Origin of the sequence: Candidatus Mycobacterium wuenschmannii (assembly GCF_030252325.1) — a bacterium.
GTDB lineage: Bacteria > Actinomycetota > Actinomycetes > Mycobacteriales > Mycobacteriaceae > Mycobacterium > Mycobacterium wuenschmannii.
The window spans coordinates 4,978,151-4,996,320 of sequence record NZ_CP126981.1; the positions used below are offsets into that span (position 1 = coordinate 4,978,151).

General features: G+C 68.4%; 22 protein-coding genes. 10 read left to right on the forward strand and 12 right to left on the reverse strand.

The genetic code is table 11. The features are described 5' to 3' along the window. Nucleotides 1-37: 37 nt before the first annotated feature. Nucleotides 38-796 carry an SOS response-associated peptidase gene (locus PT015_RS24015; protein WP_285187772.1) on the forward strand — a complete coding sequence of 253 codons (759 nt, stop codon included), beginning with the start codon at nt 38-40 and terminating at the stop codon, nt 794-796. Then, nucleotides 793-1,659 carry a 3-hydroxyacyl-CoA dehydrogenase family protein gene (locus PT015_RS24020; protein WP_285187774.1) on the forward strand — a complete coding sequence of 289 codons (867 nt, stop codon included), beginning with the start codon at nt 793-795 and terminating at the stop codon, nt 1,657-1,659. Before PT015_RS24015 ends, PT015_RS24020 begins: the two co-directional genes overlap by 4 nt. Here PT015_RS24020 and PT015_RS24025 read toward each other — a convergent pair. After that, nucleotides 1,650-3,059 (reverse strand): phytoene desaturase family protein, encoded by a 1,410-nt coding sequence (locus PT015_RS24025; RefSeq protein WP_285187775.1) that lies wholly within the window; start codon nt 3,057-3,059, stop codon nt 1,650-1,652. The two genes, PT015_RS24020 and PT015_RS24025, sit on opposite strands and share 10 nt — an antisense overlap. Before the next feature lie 74 nt (nt 3,060-3,133). On the opposite strand from PT015_RS24025, the gene PT015_RS24030 reads away from it, so the two are divergent. Together PT015_RS24030 and PT015_RS24035 are read left to right on the forward strand one after the other, a co-directional pair. Beyond that, nucleotides 3,134-3,721, forward strand: a complete 588-nt coding sequence (locus PT015_RS24030; RefSeq protein ID WP_285187776.1) for a TetR/AcrR family transcriptional regulator — start codon at nt 3,134-3,136, stop codon at nt 3,719-3,721. Beyond that, nucleotides 3,718-4,557, forward strand: coding sequence for an enoyl-CoA hydratase/isomerase family protein (locus tag PT015_RS24035; RefSeq protein WP_285187777.1), 840 nt, complete (start codon nt 3,718-3,720; stop codon nt 4,555-4,557). The genes PT015_RS24030 and PT015_RS24035 overlap by 4 nt, the downstream gene beginning before the upstream one ends. On the opposite strand, the gene PT015_RS24040 is transcribed toward PT015_RS24035, so the two are convergent. Further along, the gene (locus PT015_RS24040) at nt 4,548-5,033 is read right to left on the reverse strand and encodes a YbaK/EbsC family protein (RefSeq protein WP_285191260.1); all 486 of its coding nucleotides are present in this window, start codon (nt 5,031-5,033) and stop codon (nt 4,548-4,550) included. The genes PT015_RS24035 and PT015_RS24040 overlap by 10 nt on opposite strands. 43 nt (nt 5,034-5,076) lie before the next feature. Next, nucleotides 5,077-5,925 (reverse strand): SDR family oxidoreductase, encoded by an 849-nt coding sequence (locus PT015_RS24045; RefSeq protein ID WP_285187778.1) that lies wholly within the window; start codon nt 5,923-5,925, stop codon nt 5,077-5,079. Between the two features lie 252 nt (nt 5,926-6,177). Between PT015_RS24045 and PT015_RS24050 the strand changes: the two genes are divergently transcribed. Beyond that, entirely contained in the window at nt 6,178-6,846 is a 669-nt protein-coding gene (locus PT015_RS24050; protein WP_390888056.1) for a sigma-70 family RNA polymerase sigma factor, read from the forward strand. Continuing rightward, on the forward strand, nt 6,843-7,118 hold the full coding sequence (gene rsrA / locus PT015_RS24055; protein ID WP_285187781.1) for a mycothiol system anti-sigma-R factor: 276 nt from the start codon (nt 6,843-6,845) through the stop codon (nt 7,116-7,118). The genes PT015_RS24050 and rsrA overlap by 4 nt, the downstream gene beginning before the upstream one ends. 64 nt (nt 7,119-7,182) lie before the next feature. Here the strand turns inward: rsrA and PT015_RS24790 are convergent, their stop codons facing one another. Together PT015_RS24790 and PT015_RS24060 are read right to left on the reverse strand one after the other, a co-directional pair. Then, nucleotides 7,183-7,257 carry a 50S ribosomal protein bL37 gene (locus PT015_RS24790; RefSeq protein ID WP_011728008.1) on the reverse strand — a complete coding sequence of 25 codons (75 nt, stop codon included), beginning with the start codon at nt 7,255-7,257 and terminating at the stop codon, nt 7,183-7,185. Nucleotides 7,258-7,323: 66 nt separating this feature from the next. Then, on the reverse strand, nt 7,324-7,983 hold the full coding sequence (locus PT015_RS24060; protein ID WP_285187782.1) for a hypothetical protein: 660 nt from the start codon (nt 7,981-7,983) through the stop codon (nt 7,324-7,326). A gap of 339 nt (nt 7,984-8,322) precedes the next feature. On the opposite strand from PT015_RS24060, the gene PT015_RS24065 reads away from it, so the two are divergent. Next, a complete protein-coding gene (locus PT015_RS24065) occupies nt 8,323-8,538 on the forward strand; it encodes a biotin/lipoyl-binding carrier protein (RefSeq protein ID WP_285191261.1) in 216 nt (71 codons plus the stop codon). Nucleotides 8,539-8,567: 29 nt separating this feature from the next. Continuing rightward, the gene (locus tag PT015_RS24070) at nt 8,568-10,082 is read left to right on the forward strand and encodes a sensor histidine kinase (protein WP_285187784.1); all 1,515 of its coding nucleotides are present in this window, start codon (nt 8,568-8,570) and stop codon (nt 10,080-10,082) included. A 64-nt stretch (nt 10,083-10,146) separates the two neighbouring features. On the opposite strand, the gene whiB1 is transcribed toward PT015_RS24070, so the two are convergent. Beyond that, nucleotides 10,147-10,401, reverse strand: a complete 255-nt coding sequence (gene whiB1, locus PT015_RS24075; RefSeq protein ID WP_285187785.1) for a transcriptional regulator WhiB1 — start codon at nt 10,399-10,401, stop codon at nt 10,147-10,149. Nucleotides 10,402-10,663: 262 nt separating this feature from the next. Next, nucleotides 10,664-11,632: a diacylglycerol/lipid kinase family protein gene (locus tag PT015_RS24080; protein WP_285187786.1), complete on the reverse strand. Its 969-nt coding sequence runs from the start codon at nt 11,630-11,632 to the stop codon at nt 10,664-10,666. A 156-nt stretch (nt 11,633-11,788) separates the two neighbouring features. On the opposite strand from PT015_RS24080, the gene PT015_RS24085 reads away from it, so the two are divergent. Further along, on the forward strand, nt 11,789-12,220 hold the full coding sequence (locus PT015_RS24085) for a hypothetical protein (protein ID WP_285187787.1): 432 nt from the start codon (nt 11,789-11,791) through the stop codon (nt 12,218-12,220). Here PT015_RS24085 and PT015_RS24090 read toward each other — a convergent pair. The 3 genes from PT015_RS24090 to PT015_RS24100 are packed head-to-tail and all read right to left on the reverse strand — an operon-like array spanning nt 12,172 to nt 14,337. Next, on the reverse strand, nt 12,172-12,654 hold the full coding sequence (locus tag PT015_RS24090; RefSeq protein WP_285187788.1) for a GNAT family N-acetyltransferase: 483 nt from the start codon (nt 12,652-12,654) through the stop codon (nt 12,172-12,174). The two genes, PT015_RS24085 and PT015_RS24090, sit on opposite strands and share 49 nt — an antisense overlap. Next, nucleotides 12,651-13,748 (reverse strand): isochorismate synthase, encoded by a 1,098-nt coding sequence (locus tag PT015_RS24095; RefSeq protein ID WP_285187790.1) that lies wholly within the window; start codon nt 13,746-13,748, stop codon nt 12,651-12,653. Before PT015_RS24095 ends, PT015_RS24090 begins: the two co-directional genes overlap by 4 nt. After that, nucleotides 13,738-14,337 (reverse strand): acid phosphatase, encoded by a 600-nt coding sequence (locus PT015_RS24100; protein ID WP_285187791.1) that lies wholly within the window; start codon nt 14,335-14,337, stop codon nt 13,738-13,740. Before PT015_RS24100 ends, PT015_RS24095 begins: the two co-directional genes overlap by 11 nt. A gap of 222 nt (nt 14,338-14,559) precedes the next feature. Here PT015_RS24100 and PT015_RS24105 point away from each other — a divergent pair, with 222 nt between their 5' ends. After that, entirely contained in the window at nt 14,560-15,360 is an 801-nt protein-coding gene (locus PT015_RS24105; RefSeq protein WP_285187793.1) for a ParA family protein, read from the forward strand. A 59-nt stretch (nt 15,361-15,419) separates the two neighbouring features. Here PT015_RS24105 and PT015_RS24110 read toward each other — a convergent pair whose 3' ends face one another. Then, nucleotides 15,420-16,634, reverse strand: coding sequence for an Rv3212 family protein (locus PT015_RS24110; protein WP_285191262.1), 1,215 nt, complete (start codon nt 16,632-16,634; stop codon nt 15,420-15,422). A gap of 19 nt (nt 16,635-16,653) precedes the next feature. Continuing rightward, entirely contained in the window at nt 16,654-18,168 is a 1,515-nt protein-coding gene (locus PT015_RS24115; protein ID WP_390887899.1) for a DEAD/DEAH box helicase, read from the reverse strand. Nucleotides 18,169-18,170: the final 2 nt, after the last annotated feature.

Sequence of the window (18,170 nt, forward strand, 5' to 3'; positions counted from 1 at the left end):
TCGCCGCCCGACCAACCGAGCGGGCACGATGGACGGCATGTGCGGACGATTCGCGGTGACGACGGACCCTGCGGTGCTGGCCGAAAAGATCGAGGCGATCAACGAGGCCAGGAAGGCGGAGTCGTCAGGGCCGAATTACAACGTGGCCCCGACGACGACGGTCACCACGGTGGTGCGTCGCCATGACGAGCCCGACGACGAGCCGACGCGGCGGGTTCGGTCGATGCGCTGGGGGCTGATCCCGCCGTGGGCGAAGGCCGACGCGGACGGCGCCCCGGAGTCCAAGGGCCCGCTGTTGATCAACGCCCGCGCCGAGAAGGTCACCACCTCGCCGGCGTTCCGGTCCAGCGCCAAATCCAAGCGCTGCCTGATCCCGATGGACGGCTACTACGAATGGCGCGCCAATGCCGACACCGCCGCCGGCAAGAAGTCGCGCAAGACGCCGTTCTTCATGCATCGCAGCGACGGCGAGATGTTGTTCATGGCGGGGTTGTGGTCGGTCTGGAAACCAGTGAAAGAGGGCAACCCGTTGCTGAGTTGCACGATCATCACCACCGACGCGGTCGGCGAGCTCGCCGAGATCCACGATCGGATGCCGCTGATCGTGCCCGAGGGGGAGTGGGACCGCTGGCTGGATCCCGATGCCTCGCCGGATCTCGATTTCCTGGCCGCGCCGCCGAGCATCGACGGCATCGAGATGCGCGAAATCTCCACGCTGGTCAACAGCATTCGCAACAACGGGCCCGAACTCCTGGAGCCCGCCGAGCCGCAGCCCGAACAGGCCACGCTGCTGTGAGCGCCTACAGCCACACCTTCGACGAGATCCGCAATCGCCCGGCCGCCGTGATCGGCGCCGGGACGCTGGGGCGGCGGATCGCGCTGATGCTCGCCAGCCGGGGCGGAACTGTGCGCATCTACGCCCGCCGTGACGAGCAGCTGGCCGAGGCGAAACAGTATGTGGCCGAGACTCTTCCAAGGGTCATCGAAACCCGCAGCTTCGGCGAGTCGGGCACGGTGGTCACGACCACGTCGCTGGCGGAGGCACTTGACGGCGCATGGCTGGCGGTGGAGTCGGCGCCGGAGAAGCTCGAGATCAAGATCCCACTGTGGGGCGAGATCGACAACGCCGCCCCACCCGACACCATCTTCGCGACCAACTCGTCGTCGTTCCCGTCGCGGCTGATGGCCGAAAACATCAGGGACAAAACACGATTCTGCAACACGCACTTCTACATGCCGCCCGAGGTCACCGGGCTCGACCTGATGTCCGACGGCGAGACCGACCGCGCCGTGCTCGACACCCTGCTCGCCGTGCTTCCCGAGTTCGGCGTCTACCCGTTCGAGGCGCGCAAGGAATGCACCGGCTTCATCTTCAATCGGGTGTGGGCGGCCATCAAGCGCGAGTCGCTGGCAGTGGTCGCCGAGGGTGTGGCGCGTCCCGAAGACGTCGACGGGATGTACACGTTGAACCTGGGCGCGCCGGCCGGGCCGTTTCGACTGATGGACCTGGTCGGGCTGGACGTGGCGCTCGACATCGAAAACAACTACGTCGCACAGTTTCCGAACCTGCCCACGGGTCCGCGGGATCTGCTGCAGTCCTATGTCGATGCCGGCAAGCTGGGCCTCAAGACCGGCGAGGGCTTCTACCGCTACAGCTGAGCGATCGCGGCCGCTGCGGCGTTGGCGCCGCACATGCCGTGCGCGCCGGGGCCCGGTGGCGTCGCGGCCGAACAGATGTACATGCCGGGCACGCCGATCGAATACGGCGACAATGTCGTTCGCGGTCCGAAGGCCAACTGGCGGATGTCCTTGGCGCCGGTCATGATGTCGCCGCCGACGTAGTTGGCGTTCAGTGCCGCGAACTGTTCGGGGGTGCGGACGAGCTGCCCGACGATGCGCTCGCGGAAGCCCGGCGCGAACCGCTCGATCTGCGCGATGATCGCTGGCGTCGCATCACCCGAAAACCCGTTGGGCACATGGGCGTACGTCCACACCGGGTGAACGTTGCCGACGGACCGCTGCGGGTCGGCCAGATACTGCTGACCGACCAGGACGAACGGGCGGTCGGGCATCCGGCCGGCGTTTACGTCGCGTTCGGCGGCGGCCAGTTCGGCATAGGTGCCGGCGACGTGGACGGTGCCGGCCCGCTGCGCCGCGGGGCTGGTCCACGGCACGCCGCCCTCGACGGCGAAGTCGACCTTGAAAGCCCCTGGGCCATGGCGGAATCGGCGGTACGCGCGGGCGACGCGGGCCGGCAGCCGGTCGCCGAGGATGTCGGCGATCGCGCCGGGCGCCAGGTCGAAGATTGTCACGTCGGCCGCCGGTAATTGCGACGAATGTGTCACGCGGACACCGGTTTCGATGGTGCCGCCGAACTCGCCGAGCGCCGCGGCCAGGGCGCGGGCGATGGACTGCGATCCGCCGGCAGCGACGGCCCAGCCGTGCCGATGCCCGGCGGTCAGGATGCCCAGCCCGATCGCCGAGGTCATCGGGTGATGCAGTGGCCGAAAGGCATGCGCGGCAACGCCGCCGAAGAGTGCGCGGGCCTGCGGTGTACGGAAGACCCGCGCCAGCGTGGAGCCGGGCAGCACAGTCGGAGCGCCGAAGCGGGCCAACGCCAGCGGGTGATGCGGCAGGCGCAGCAGCGGGCCCATGATGTCCTCGGACAGCATGTCGAACTTCGCCGAGGGCCAGCCGAACAGCCGCTGCCAGCGCGGGCCGTCAGCGCCCAGTCCCTCGGCGGTGGTCTGCACCGAGCGGTACAGCACTCCCGCTGTCCCGTCGTCGAGCGGATGCACGCAGTCGATCTCGGGTAGGCGCCACTGCAGGCCGTAGCGCTCTAGGCCGAGCCCGGTCAGGAACGCCGATCCGACGGCCATCGGATGGATCGCCGAGCAGTGGTCGTGCAGCAGTCCGGGAACGATGGCCTCGCCGCTGCGGGTGCCGCCGCCGATCTCGTCGGCCGCCTCGAGCACCGTGACGGACAGGCCATGCCGGGCGAGGGTCACGGCCGCGGCGAGTCCATTGGGACCGCTGCCGACCACGACCGCGCGAGACATACCCCAAACCCTATGCGGTGCCCGCGGCAATATCGCAATACCGAGAATTCCTCTGTTCAGCTAGAGTAATCCTCGTGCCACGAACAGCCGCCGATGCGCGCGGTCGACTGCTGCAGTCGGCCAGGCTCCGGTTCGCCGCCGACGGGGCCCTGGCGGCCACCCTCGACGAGATCCGCCGCGACGCCGAGGTCAGCGTCGGTGCGCTCTACCACCACTTTCCGGACAAGCCTGCGCTGGCGGCGGCCGTCTACGCCCAGGTGATGAGGGAGTATCAGGCGGGGTTCACGACGATGCTGCGCCGCCACGACACCGCCGAGGGCGGCATCCGCGGCGGCGTCGCCCATCACCTGCGCTGGGTCACAGACCACCGCGGCGAAGCCGCATTGCTGCTGGGGGACCGGCTGGACAGCCCGCAACTGCGGGAGTCCAATCACGCGTTCTTCGCCGACGTCCGCGACTGGTGGCGGCCGCATCACTCCTACGGGGTGTTGCGCCCGATTCACGGCGGGGTCACCGCGGCGCTGTGGTTCGGCCCGGCGCAGGAGTTCAGCCGGTATTGGATCGCCGGCGACGAGCCCCGCATGCCGCGGGGTGTCGTCAAGACATTCGCCGACGCCGCATGGAAGACGTTGCGGGCCAACGCTACCGAGGAGGACGCATGACCGAATCGCTCTACCCCCGACTAGTCGCCGAGGGCGACGCCGACGACGCGCCGCAGCGGGTACACGTCGAACGCCGCGGCGACCGCGCGATCGTCACCCTCGACGAACCCGACCGGCTCAATGTGCTCTCGGCGCCGCTGGTGCGTCAATTGCGTTGCGCGCTCGAGGCTCTCGTGGTCGATCGCGACGTGCGTAGCGTCGTGCTCACCGGGCGCGACCCCGGCTTCAGCGCCGGTGGTGACCTGAGGATGATGCGGCTGGCCACCGAAAACCTCGGCCAACCCGAGGGCGTGGCCGACGTATGGCGGTGGATCCGCCGCGAGTTCGGCGGCATCGCCCGGCTGATCGCCGGGTCGGACACGATCTTCGTCGCCGCCATCAACGGACCGGCCGCCGGAGTAGGGCTGGCCTGGGCGCTGTCATGCGACGTGGCGGTCGCCAGCGAGCAAGCCGTGATCGTGCCGGCATTCGGCAAGCTCGGCCTGATTCCCGAAGTCGGCACCAGCTGGGCGCTGACCCGACGCCTGGGATACCAAGGGGCGCTTGCCTATTACCTGCGCGGCGAGCACATCGACGCCCACGAGGCGCAGCGCCTTGGCCTGGTTCAGCAGGTCGTCGAGCACGGCCTGCTGCTCGAGGCCGCCGACGAATGGTGTTCGCGTGTGGCGGCCATGCCGTCGCATGCGGCCGCGATGACCAAGCCGCTCCTGCGCGCCACCGCCGACGCCGGTTGGCACGAGGCGTTGACGATGGAGGAGTTCGCCGAGCCCACCTGCTTCACCACCGCCGCGTTCGCCGACAGCGTGCACGGCATGCTGGCGAAGTCTCAGGCCTGAATCTCCGCGGTCACCGCGTCGGTCAGCCGAACCAGGTCGGCGGGCGCGACGGCGACGTCCCAGCCGCGCCGCCCGGCGCTGACGTACATCCGCTCCCACCCGAGCGCGCCGGCGTCGATCACCGTCGGCAACCGGCTTCGCTGCCCTAGGGGAGAGATCGCGCCGAGCACGTAGCCCGTCGTCCGCTCGGCGACCTTCTGGTCGGCCATGGCGGCCTTTGCCGCGCCGAGCGCCGCGGCCGCGGCCTTCAGCGACAGCTTCGCCAGCGCGGGCACGATCGCCACGGCCAACCCGTCGGCCAGCGCGATGACCAGCGTCTTGTAGATCTGCCCGGGGTCGACCTCGCCGCTCAGCGCGCGAACCGCCTCGCCGCCGAACGAACGTTCCCCCGGGTCGTGGTCGTACTGGACCACCTCGTGCGCGACGCCGGCCTCGGCCAGGACCGCCAGTGCCCGAGTCGCTTTAGAACTAGGAATGGTCGTGACCCGCTGCGCCCAGCTTCGCTGCGCTTGCGATCACTCAGGGACCGGAGTACCCCGGCGGGTTCACGCCGTCCACCCAGAAGTCGACGCCGAGGGTGCCGCCCGGCACGCAGTTGTAGGTCGATAGGTCGCTGACGCCGGATTCCAGCAGCACGTCCTCGCACAGCAGCATGTTGCCGGTGTACTCCTTGGACGACTTGTTCAGGATCACGTAGGCCGCGTCGGAGTAGATCTCCGGCTTGCGGGCCCGGCCCATCGCCTCGTCGCCGCCGAGCAGGTTCTGCACCGCGGCGGTCGCGACCAGCGTGCGCGGCCACAGCGTGTTCGAGGCGATACCCTCTTCGCGCATCTCCTCGGCAATACCCAACGCGCACAGCGTCATTCCGAACTTCGCCATCATGTAGGCCGTCGGCTTCAGCCATTCCTGGCCGAGCAGCACCGGCGGGGACAACGTCAGGACGTGCGGGTTCTCCCGGCCCTTCATGTGCGGCAGGCACGCCTGTGACACGGCGTAGGTGCCGCGAACCTGGATGCCGTTCATCAGGTCGAAGCGCTTCATCGGCACCTCGCTGATCGAGCCCAGGTTGATCGCCGACGCGTTGTTGACGCAGATGTCGATGCCGCCGAACTGCTCGACGGCCTTGGCCACGGCGGACTCCACCGAATCCGGGTCACGGACGTCGCCGACGATCGGCAGCGCCTGGCCGCCGGCCTCTTCGAGCTCCTTGGCCGCGGTGAAGACGGTGCCCGGCAGCTTGGGGTGCGGCTCGGCAGTCTTGGCGACCAGAGCGATGTTGGCGCCGTCCTGCGCTGCCCGCTTCGCAATGGCCAGGCCGATTCCGCGGCTGGCGCCCGAGATGAACATGGTTTTGCCCTTGAGTGACATGAGCGTCACAGTAACGCTGCTCACAACCGGCCCGGACCGGCGGTCCGGATAGGCCTGGAAATACCGCGGCCATTACCGCTGTTGAGCCAGGCAAAGCAGACAGTGTCAGTCGCAGCCTTTAGATTGGGAAAGGGGAATCGCGTGTCAACGGCGACAAGCCTCATGGGCGAACAGCAGTTGGCCGGATACCAGACGGGTCCGGTGTTGATGGACCTGTTCACCGGTATCGCGACAGAAGGGACTGCGTTACCTATGGCTGATACCGACAGCGCGACGGAGATCGCGGTGGAAGACGCCGATGCCGACGGCTCGCGCACCCCATCCAGTGAGACCGACGCGCACCTGACCGCGCGCTTCGAGCGCGACGCAATCCCGCTGCTCGACCAGCTCTACGGCGGTGCCCTGCGGATGACCCGCAATCCGGCCGACGCCGAAGACCTGCTGCAGGAAACCATGGTCAAGGCCTACGCCGGCTTCCGGTCGTTCAAAGAAGGCACCAACCTCAAGGCGTGGCTGTACCGCATCCTGACCAACACCTACATCAACAGCTACCGCAAGAAGCAGCGTCAGCCGGCGCAGTACCCGACCGACGAGATCACCGACTGGCAGCTGGCCGCCACCGCCGAGCACACTTCGACCGGGCTGCGATCCGCCGAGGTCGAGGCCCTCGAGGCGCTGCCCGACACCGAGATCAAAGAGGCTCTACAGGCGCTGCCCGAAGAGTTCCGGATGGCGGTCTACTACGCCGACGTCGAAGGTTTTCCCTACAAGGAGATCGCCGAAATCATGGACACTCCGATCGGGACAGTGATGTCGCGACTGCACCGCGGCCGACGCCAACTGCGGGAACTGTTGAGCGATGTCGCGAAGGATCGTGGGTTCCTGCGCGGCGACGCCACCCCCGAAGAGGTGTCGTCATGAACGACTTCTCGTCTGGAGAGCCGATCAAGGCCGAATGCGCCGAGGTACTCGCCGAGGTCTGGTCGCTGCTCGATGGTGAATGCGACGCCGAAACCAAGAGCAAACTGCAGCAACACCTCGACGATTGCCCACCCTGCTTCCAGTTCTACGGGCTGGAGGAGCGGATGAAACTGCTGATCTCCACCAAGTGCCAGGGGGAGCGGGCCCCGGAGAGCCTTCGTCAGCGGTTGCGGGTGGAAATCAGCCAGACCACGATCATTCAGAAGCATTAGCCGAAGACAAAGACGCGGGCCGCCAGTAGGACGGTCCGCGTCTTTGTTGGTTTAGAGCGTTTGGTTAAGCGTTGGGCCGCTTGCCGTGATTGGCCTTGCTGTGCTTGCGGTCGCGCTTCTTCCGGCCTCGCTTGGCCATGACTGATCCTCCTCGCGGTTCTGCTACCGATCAGTCTGTCATGCCGTCGGCCGGGTAAGCCAACCGCTAGACGACCGGCACGTGCACCAGGGTGCTGCCGTTGGCGCTCGCCGACGACACCGGACCCTGCTGTCCGGCGGGCTGTCCGGTCAACGGCGCCTGCGCCGGCCCCACGGCAGCGGGGCCCTGCCCGGGTGCCAGGGGAGCGGGCCCACCGGCAGGAGCGGTGCCCCCGGGATTGCCGCCCAGGCCCGGGGTCTGGCCCGGCAGGGTCTGGCCGGGCAGGCCGCCCGGCGTCTGGCCCGGAAGGCCACCGGGGTAGCCGCCGAGACCGGGGGTCTGGCCCGGCAGGGTCTGGCCGGGCAGGCCTCCGGGCAGCCCACCAGGTAGGCCGCCACCGCCGCCGAGGCCGCCCAGACCACCGAGGCCGCCGGGCAGGCCACCCGGCAGGCCGCCGCCGCCGAGCGCGCTGGAGGCGGGCATCAGCAGGTCGCCGGCCCCGGGGATGACGTTGTTCATCAGCCCGCTCAGCGAGCCGAACAGCGAGTTGGCGATGTTCACCGCGCCACCCGCACCGCCGGGCAGGCCGGGGATCGGGTCGTCAGCGGCGAAAGGTTGCTGGGGGGCCGCCGCGGCTGCGCCGGCACCGAGCCCGACCACGGCGTATGCCGCCACTGCCAGCCCAAATCCGGCGACCGCTCGGGTCAGCGGTCCATGAGATGTCACACGCGCAAACATGTTGTCGGACAACGGAATACTCCTCAATATCGACTGTTTCACTCCAAGAGCTTCAGACACTCCAATCACTTGGGACACTCTGCTTGCCAAATGTCACAATTCGAACACGACACCGTCACAGAAGTGGCTCTATAGGTTCTCTTAGTGATCTTGGAGTTTGCTTACCGAGACCAACGAGCGCTCAATCGTGACCTTTGTGCTGCAGAAACCGGCCTTTGGGTAACGCCGCGGACACGGTCGGGCGCTCGGAGTGCAACTGGGAATTCGACTGTGGTTCGATGAAGCAACGCCGATATTCGGAACGGCGTGCCGACGAATGGGGTGATGATGGCCGAGGACGTGCGGGCAGAGATTGTGGCCAGCGTGCTCGAGGTCGTGGTCCACGAGGGCGACGAGATCGCCGAGGGCGACACCCTGGTGCTGTTGGAGTCCATGAAGATGGAGATTCCGGTGCTGGCCGAGGTCGGCGGCACGGTCAGCAAGGTGAGCGTCGCGGTCGGAGATGTCATCCAGGCCGGCGACCTCATCGCCGTGATCAGCTAGCCGTCCGGCCGTTGTAGCGGAGATCGCCGATGTCCACTCTCGGTGACCTGCTCGCCGAACACACCGTTCTGCCGGGCAGCGCCGTCGACCACCTGCACGCCGTGGTGGGCGAGTGGCAGCTGCTCGCCGACCTCTCATTCGCCGACTATCTGATGTGGGTCCGCCGCGAGGACGATTCGCTGGTCTGCGTCGCGCAGTGCCGGCCGAACACCGCGCCCACCGTGCTGCTGCGTGACGCGGTCGGAACCGTCGTCGACGCCGACCGCATGCCGCCGATCGCGGCGGCGTTCGAGTCAGGCGCCATCCGCCTGGAAAGTGATGCGGGCCAACAGTATTCGTGGCAGCAGACCGGCGTGGACATTGAGGCGGTGCCGGTGCGCTACGGCGATGCGGTGGTCGCGGTGCTGACCCACCAGACCGCGGCCAACGACACCCCGAAGTCGAGTCAGTTGGAGACCGCATACCTCGCCTGCGCGGCCGACCTGCTGCAGATGCTGTCGGAGGGCACCTTCCCCAACGTCGGCGATCTCGCGATGTCCCGTTCGAGTCCGCGCGTCGGTGACGGCTTCATTCGTCTCGACGTCGGTGGCGTGGTGTCCTACGCCAGTCCCAACGCGCTGTCGGCCTACCACCGGATGGGTCTGACGCCAGAGTTGGAGGGACACAACCTGATTGCCATCACCCGGCCACTGATCTCCGATCCGTTCGAGGCTCACGAACTCGCGGAACACGTGCTCAACTCGCTGCGCGGCGGGGCCAGCATGCGGATCGAGGTCGACGCCGGCGGCGCGGCGGTGCTGCTGCGGACGCTGCCGCTGATGCTCAACGGCGCGGCCGCCGGCGCCGCGGTGCTGGTTCGCGACGTCACCGAGATCAAACGCCGCGACCGGGCGCTGATGTCCAAGGACGCGACCATCCGGGAGATCCACCACCGGGTGAAGAACAACCTGCAGACGGTCGCGGCCCTGCTGCGGCTGCAGGCGCGCCGGACGACCAACGCCGAGGGGCGCGAAGCGCTGATCGAATCGGTGCGACGGGTGTCGTCGATCGCGTTGGTGCACGACGCACTGTCGATGTCGGTGGACGAGGAGGTCAACCTCGACGAGGTGATCGACCGGATCCTGCCGATCATGAACGACGTGGCCACGGTCGACACCCCGATCCGGATCAACCGGGACGGCATGCTGGGCGTCTTGGACTCCGACCGCGCTACCGCGCTGGTCATGGTGATCACCGAACTCGTCCAGAACGCGATCGAGCACGCCTTCGACCAGGCCACCTGCGAATCCGCGGCGCGCGGCGGGTCCGTGACGATTCGCGCCGAACGGTCGGCCCGCTGGCTCGATGTGATCGTGCACGACAACGGCCGTGGACTGCCGGACGGCTTCAGCGTCGAGCAGTCCGATCGGCTCGGCCTGCAGATCGTCCGGACGCTGGTCTCCGCGGAACTCGACGGCACCCTGACCATGGAAAACGCCCACGAGGGCGGCACCGACGTAGTGCTGCGCGTGCCGATCGGCCGCCGGGCGCGGGCCACGCATTAGGCCCCACACACAACGGTGCGGCCCCGACATAGTGTCAGGGCCGCACCGTTGAAGGCGACTGGGGTCAGACTCCGGTACGAGCCTTCGTCCGAGCGTTGCGACGCTTGAGTGCACGTCGCTCGTCCTCGCTCATTCCACCCCACACGCCAGAGTCCTGGCCGGTGCTGAGCGCCCACGAGAGGCACTCGGTCGTTACCGAGCAGCGGTTACAGACCAGTTTCGCGTCGGCGATCTGTGCGAGGGCCGGTCCGCTGTTCCCGACAGGGAAGAACAGCTCCGGGTCCTCGTCGCGACAGACCGCTGTGTGGCGCCAATCCATAGGTCGTTACTCCTCACTGTGTGCGCAGCAAGATGCGCACGAATGATTTTCTTCGGCTGTTAACGCAGGCACAAGAAATGTTTCCGTACCGTTGCAGTGCGATTGTTCGATCGTTTCACAGGCTCAACAGATGTCAATAGTGGCTCGTTGCTCCGTGGGCTATCTCACTTCAGAGATCTGTTACCAAATCCCTTAATCGGTTGTACTACACTGCCTTCGGATTTGACCAGTGGTTTTGCCCACATTGCCCGATCGCTGCAGTTCAGAGAGCCCTTTTTGCGGGCGGGGCGACCACATCCAGGGCGTCGGGAACCGAGCGAAATGACATTGCTTCGCGCAATCCGAGGTAGTCGCCGTCGATTTGGCTCGGCATGGGCGGATCGGCGCACGTGACCCGCACGCAATCCGCGTTGTCGTCGCGAATGACCTGATCACCGGCAATTTTCGGCTTCTTGGCGAACATCTGGCCGACCAGTCGCAGGCTCGGGATGACCTTCAGCTTGGTGACGCCGAACACCCCGAGCCCGGATTCGAACGTGGTTCCGGGATTGGTGCACATCGGACGGGCGTCGGCGTAGGTCCACGGACTGGAGTTGGACACGAACACGAAGTAGGCGCCGGTGATCGGCTCGCGGCCGGGAAAGTCGACCGTCAACCGCGGTGCTTTGCGTGAATATGCGATGGTCGCGCGCGTCGCGGCGAGGATGTACCGGGTCGGCGTGACCTTGCGGCCCTTCTCCCGCTGAGCCTCCACCTTGGCCACCGCCTCGGCGTCGACGCCCAGACCGGCGTTGAGCACCGCCCATTGCTCGCCGCAGTCGATAAGCCCGATACGCCGCCACTGCTTCTGCGGGCCGTATTTGTCGAGCAGCCAGATCAGCTGGTTGGTGGCGTCGATCGGGCCCGGGGGGATGCCGAGTGAGCGGGCCGTGACGTTGGCCGAACCGCCGGGGACGATCGCGAGCGCCGGAATGGGGCCGGTGGGCAGTTGCTGGGCGGGCTTGCCGAGCAGGCCGTTGACCACATTGCTCACCGTGCCGTCGCCGCCGTGCACGACGACGAGGTCGACGCCGTCCTGGACCGCGGCCTGCGCGATCTCTCCGCCGTGGCCGCGGTGGCGGGTGTGCTCGACGGTCAGCTCGAGGCGACTTTTCAGCGCGTGTGCCAGCAGGTCGCGGCCGGCCGTGGTCGTCGAGGTCGCGGTCGGGTTGACGATGAGCACGGCGCGCATGGTGCCAAAGCCTAGCGGCGATCGCGAGCGCGGCTGGAAGCCGGGCGATGCGGGTCGACGCCGAAATCCCAGCGGCGATCGCGAGCGCGGCTGGAAGCCGGGCGATGCGGGTCGACGCCGGAATCCACGGCCCTGGCCTATGGCTACGCTGTGCTGGTGATCAGCCGTCCGCCGAACAGTGTGCGCGGTGCGGGCGCAATCGTCGCCGCTCAGGGCGTGGCAGGTCTGGTCGCCGCCGTGGTGCTGTTGGTCCGGGCGATCGGCGGAGCCGGTCAACGCGGTAACAACGTCTTCGGGACGGCGGGATGGTTCGCGTTCGCCGGTGGGGCGGTGCTCGCCGCCGGCTGGGCGCTCTACAGCGGTCGCCGGTGGGGCCGCGGGCTGGCGGTCTTCGCCGAGCTGTTGCTGCTCGGTGTGGCCTACTACTTGTCGACGGGCTCGCATCGCCCGGCGATCGGCGCCCCGGTTGCAGCGGTGTCGCTGGCCGTGCTGGCGCTGCTGTTCAGTCCGCCCGCGCTGCGTTGGGTGTCAGGCGACGACTACGACGGCCCGGCCAGCTCCGACAGTGCCGATCCCGAGACCCGGTAGGTGGTCCACTCACTCTGCGGCTGGCCGCCGACCGAGTCGTACAGCGAGATCGCGTCGCTGTTCCAGTTCAGCACCGCCCAGGCCAGCCGGGTGTAGTGGTTGTCGACGCATTCCCGCGCGAGCGCGGTCAGTAGCCCGCGGGCCAACCCCAGCCGGCGGAACTCCGGACGCACGAACAGGTCTTCCAGGTAGATGCCCGCTACGCCGTCCCAGGTGGAGAAGTTCAGGAACCACAGCGCCATCGCCGCGACCTGGCCGTCGACCTCGGCGACGTGCGCCCGAAGCGTCGGTTCAGGGCCGAAAAGCGCTGAGCTGATTTGACTTTCGACGACGGTGCACTGCTCGGGGGCGCGCTCGAATATCGCCAGGTCGTGGATCATCGCGGTGATGTCGGCGGCGTCGCCGGGTTCGGCCCGTCGGATGCGCACGCTCATGGTCGGACTCCCAGCGCCGTCAGGATTGTGATGAATTTGGTGGTGGTCTCGGCGACTTCGCCGTCGGGGTCGGATTCTGCGACGATGCCGCCGCCGGCGTGTGCCAGCGCGCCGCGCCGGTCGGCGGCCAGTTGCGCGCCGCGCAGGGTCACCACCCAGCGCCCGTCGCCGTTGGCGTCGCACCAGCCGACCGCGCCGGCGTAGAAGCCGCGATCGCCCTCGAGTTCCCCGATCAGTTCGACGGCCGCCTCGGTAGGTACCCCGCCGACGGCGGGAGTCGGGTGCACCGCCAGCGCCAAATCCATTGCGGTGGTGGAGGTATCGCGCAGGGTGCCGACGACCGGGGTGCTGAGATGCCACAGCGCCGCGGTGCGGCTCAACGCCGGTTCCGCCGCGGTCGTCAGCTCGCTGCACAGCGGTCGCAGCGCCGCCGCCATAGTGTCGATCACCAGCTGATGCTCGTGACGGTCCTTCGCCGACTCGGCGAGCGCGGCGCCCGCGGCCGCGTCGAGGTCGGGATCGGCATGCCGCGGCGCCGACCCGGCAAACGGCTGGCAGGTCACCCGATCGCCGTCGCGGGCCACGAGCAGTTCGGGGCTGGCGCCGACCAGCGCCCTGCCCGCATAGTCACCGCCGGCGGCCGACAGGTCGACGAGGTAGCCATAGGCGGCCGGGTCATTGTCGACCAAGCGGCGCAACAGGATTCGGGCGTCCAGCGGGGCGTCGGCGGTCAGCCGCAGCGCGCGGGCCAGCACCACCTTCTGCAGTGGGCTGTCTGCGGCGGCCAACTCGTCACAGGCCCGCCGAACGCGCGCGCGATGCTCCTCGGGTGCGGGCAGCATGCCAGATACCCGTACCGCCGGCATCGGCCCGGTCGGCCAATCCGGCAATGCTGCGACCCGCTGCACCGAACGCGGCGCCATCAGGGCGGTCGGCCCGTCGACGTCAAATGGCAACGCGCCCATCACAATTGATGCCTCGCCAGAGCGCAGCGCGGACTGCGCGTCGGCCACGTCACGATAGCCGGCCAGCACACCGTCGGCGATCAGCGCGCCGGACGGTCCGCACACCACGAACGGCGGCTCAGCCGTCATCGGGACGGGGGAGGCCCAGCGCGCTGATCTGGCGTATCCCATGCTCGAAGCCGCCGACCGCGACGGAGGCCGGGCCCATGCCGAAGCGGCTGCCCTCGCTCAGCGGCAGCTCCACCCAGCGGGTGATGACGGCGCGGGAGAAGTGGCCGTGCCCGACGAAAACCACGTCGCGCGAGGCCATCAGCTCCAACGCCCAGGCGACCGCCGCGTCGGCGCGCGCGCTGACCTGCGCCACCGATTCACCGCCGGGCGCGCCGTGCGTCCAGATCGACCAGTCGGGTTGGGTCTCGTGGATCTCGTCGCTCGTCAGGCCTTCGTAGGAGCCGTAGTCCCATTCGGTGAGCAGGTCGGATTTCTCGTCGACGGTCATCCCGGCGAGTTCGGCGGTCGCCACGGCACGATGGCGCGGGCTGCTGATCACCTTCGGATTGTCTAGATGCAGGTCGGCGAGCACGGGGGCGGCGGCAGCGGCTTGGGCGCGCCCGTTGTCGGTGAGGTCGAGTTCGGTGGACCCGGTGTGCTGGCCGGACAGCGACCACTCGGTCTCGCCGTGGCGCAGCAACACCAAGCGGTGGTTCCGGACGCCCATGCCGACCGATTCTGCCTGACACACATAGCCATCCACGCGCGGGCACCATGGTGATGATGCTTGGATGGCAGGTGTTCACCACCGCCAGCGACGATGCAGAGCGATAGCGATGCTGAGGAGCGGCGCGAGGTCACCACCGCCAGCGACGATGCAGAGCGATAGCGATGCTGAGGAGCGGCGCGAGGTCGCCACCGCCAGCGATGCTGCAGAGAAAGAGGATGTATGAAGGGGACCCGAGTTCTGGCGGTGGCCAACCAGAAGGGTGGCGTGGCCAAGACGACGACCGTCGCCTCGCTGGGTGCGGCGATCGCCGACGCCGGCAAGCGGGTGCTGCTGATCGACCTGGACCCGCAGGGCTGCCTGACGTTCTCGCTCGGCCAGGACCCGGACAAGCTCGCGGTGTCGGTGCACGAGGTGTTGCTCGGCGACGTCGAACCCAACGCCGCGCTGGTGGAGACGGCCGAGGGCATGACGCTGCTGCCGGCGAACATCGACCTGGCAGGCGCCGAGGCGATGCTACTGATGCGGGCGGGCCGCGAATACGCGCTCAAGCGCGCACTGGACAAACTCGACGGCGCATTCGACGTCGTGGTGATCGACTGCCCGCCGTCGTTGGGCGTGCTGACGCTCAACGGGTTGACCGCCGCCGACGAGGTCATCGTGCCGCTGCAGTGCGAGACGCTGGCGCACCGCGGGGTCGGGCAGTTCCTGCGAACGGTCGACGACGTCCAGCAGATCACCAACCCTGACCTCAAGCTGCTCGGTGCGCTGCCGACGCTGTACGACCCGCGGACCACGCACACCCGCGACGTGCTGCTCGACGTCGCCGACCGTTACGACCTACCGGTGCTGGCGCCGCCGATCCCGCGGACCGTGCGCTTCGCCGAAGCGAGCGCGTCGGGTTCGTCGGTGCTTGCCGCACGCAAGAACAAGGGCGCGTCCGCGTATCAGGAGTTGGCGCACGCGCTGCTCAAGCACTGGAAGTCGGGCAAAGCGTTGCCCACCTTCGCGATCGACGCCTAATTCTCGGAGCCGCCTCCTCCTCGGGCCGTTCCGGCCCGCATCGTCGACGCCTGAACCGTCTAGCCGAGCGCGACGAGAGTGCCCCCGCGCTGCTCGAGCAGCTGCGAGCCCGCAACCGCGAGCAGCACCGGCGCGTCGCTCGGGGGCCGCTGCACCGGCAGGAAGTCCTCGCCGACGCCGGTGACCGGATCGCACACCGCGATGCCGCCGGTGACCGGAACCAACAACTTGCCCGCCATCAGGGTGGCCGGCCCGATCGGCGCCGACGAGCCCGCCGGCCCGACGGCGTAGCGGTAGGTCAGATTCGAGGCGTCGAAGACCATCACGCGACGGCCGGTCCACCAGGTGATCAGATTGCCGGGTCGGGTCACCGCGTTCGACAGCAGCGGGGGCTCGGGGAGCAGCGTGCTGCCGATGGTCGTGCCGGCCTCGTCGATGACGTCGACCCGCGGCTGCGGCGCCGGCAGGTAGACGGCCGTCCTGGTCTCCGACACCGTGAGGACCTTGGCGCCGGAGTCGGCGCCGATGCCGGGCTGGGCCAGATTGTGCTGATCCGGCTCGTCCTCTTCCTTGGCCGGACGCAGCAGGGTGAGCCTGAGGTCGGCTTGTCGTCCGCAAGCCTCGAACACCGACACCGCCGATGAACTGGCCGCCGCCGACGTCAGACGGCAACCGGCGTGCAGGCCCTTCGACGACGGCTTGACCCGGGCGTCGATCTCGCCGTAGGAGAGCATCCGAACCATGTCCGAGCGCCACAGCTCGAGTCGGGTGTCACCGGCCGACAACACCGTCGTGCCATCGCTTGACAGCGACACCTGCCGGTTGCTGTAGCTGCTGCGCGCGGGCCCGCGCTGACCGGTGGTGCCGTCGATGGTGCTGACCTGCCCGCACCCGCGGTCATCGCGGTACACCGCCACCGCAAACCGGTAGACCCCGACGACCCCGCACAGGTCGCTATCGCGCGAATAGGTCCAGCGCACTTGACCGTTGACCGGATCGCGGCCGTACACGGCGTGCGCGTCGGCGGTGACGACGGTTCCGGCGACGACCACCGGCTGGTCGGTGGGCGCATTCGGTGCGGTCCAGAGTTGCCGCAGCGAGTGCGGGACTTCGCTGGCCAGGCGCGGGCTGGGCGCAGGTCCGGTCGCCGGCAAGCTGCGCGTGGCCCGGGCGTCGCTGGTCAACCAGATCAGCGCCGCGCCGACGGCGAGCACGGTGACAATGGCGGCCGCCGCCAGCAGATCAGCCTTGGTGCGGCGTTCCGGCTTGACCATCAGGCGTGGCGGCGCCGAATCAGTTGGCGGCGGGGGCTGCGGCGCCCGCGGACTTGCGGGGTCGACGACGGCGACGCCGCGCACGGGTACCTTCGCCGGATGCGGAGTCCGAAGTGCTTGTCGCCGTTGAGGTTCCGTCGCTGTCGCTCGAGTGGCCCGTTGCGGACTTGCCGCCACGGGTGCGACGGCGCTGACGGTCCCGGTTGCGCGGCGCGGCCGGCTCGTCCCCGTTGCGGCTGCCACTGGACGCCGTGCGCTTCACCGGCGACTTCTTCGGCGCGCCGACGGAGCCCTTGATGTCGTTCGGGATGTCCAGCTCGACGTAGATGTGCGGCGAGTTGGAGTAGGTCTCGGCCGGATCAGGGCAGTTCAGGCCGAGGGCCTTGTCGATCAGCGTCCAGCGGGGGAGTTCGTCCCAATCGACCAGCGTGACGGCGACACCGGTCTTGCCGGCGCGGCCGGTGCGGCCGATGCGGTGCACGTAGGTGTTCTCGTCGTCGGGGCACTGGTAGTTGATGACGTGGGTGACGTCGTCGATGTCGATGCCGCGGGCCGCGACGTCGGTGGCGACCAGCACGTCGATGTCGTGGTTGCGGAACTGCTTGAGCGCCTTCTCGCGGGCGATCTGACCGAGGTCGCCGTGCACGGCGCCGACGGCGAATCCGCGCTCGGCGAGTTCGTCTGCGACCTTCTGCGCGGTGCGCTTGGTCCGGGTGAAGATCATCGTCGCGCCCCGGCCGTTGGCCTGCAGCACCCGGCTGACCAATTCGACCTTGTCCATGGCGTGGGCCCGGTAGACGAACTGCGTGGTCAGGTCGTGCACCGCCGACGAATGCGGCGCCTCGGCCCGGATGTGGGTGGGCTGGTTCATGAACGTGCGGGCCAGCGTGATGATCGGGTCCGGCATGGTCGCCGAGAACAGCATCGACTGCCGCTCGTCGGGGATCTGGCGCAGGATCCGCTCGATGTCGGGCAAGAAGCCGAGGTCGAGCATCTCGTCGGCCTCATCCAGGACCAGCACCGCCAGGCCGCCGAGTTGCAGGTGGCCCTGCTGGGCCAGGTCGAGCAGCCGGCCGGGAGTGCCGACCACGACGTCGGCGCCGGCACGCAGCGCCTCGATCTGCGGCTCGTACGGCCGGCCACCGTAGATGGACACGACCGACAGCTTGCGGTCGTCGTCGGCGGTCTTGAGGTACTTGGCGGCGGTCGAGAGGTCGTTGTAGACCTGCAGGCACAGCTCGCGGGTGGGCACCACGATGAGGGCGCGGGGGATGCCGGACAGCGGGCGGTCGTCGCCCAGGGTGGTGATCCGCTGCAGCAGCGGCACACCGAAGGCGAAGGTCTTGCCCATGCCGGTCCGGGCCTGGCCGATCAGGTCGTCGCCGGTGAGGGCCAGCGGCAGCGTGAGCTCCTGGATGGCGAACGGGTGCTCGATGCCCTTTTCCTTGAGCGCCTGGACGATTTCGTCGCGGACGCCGAGGTCGGCGAAAGTGGATTCGGATGCGGCGCGGTTGGATGTGATGAGTGGAGTCATGC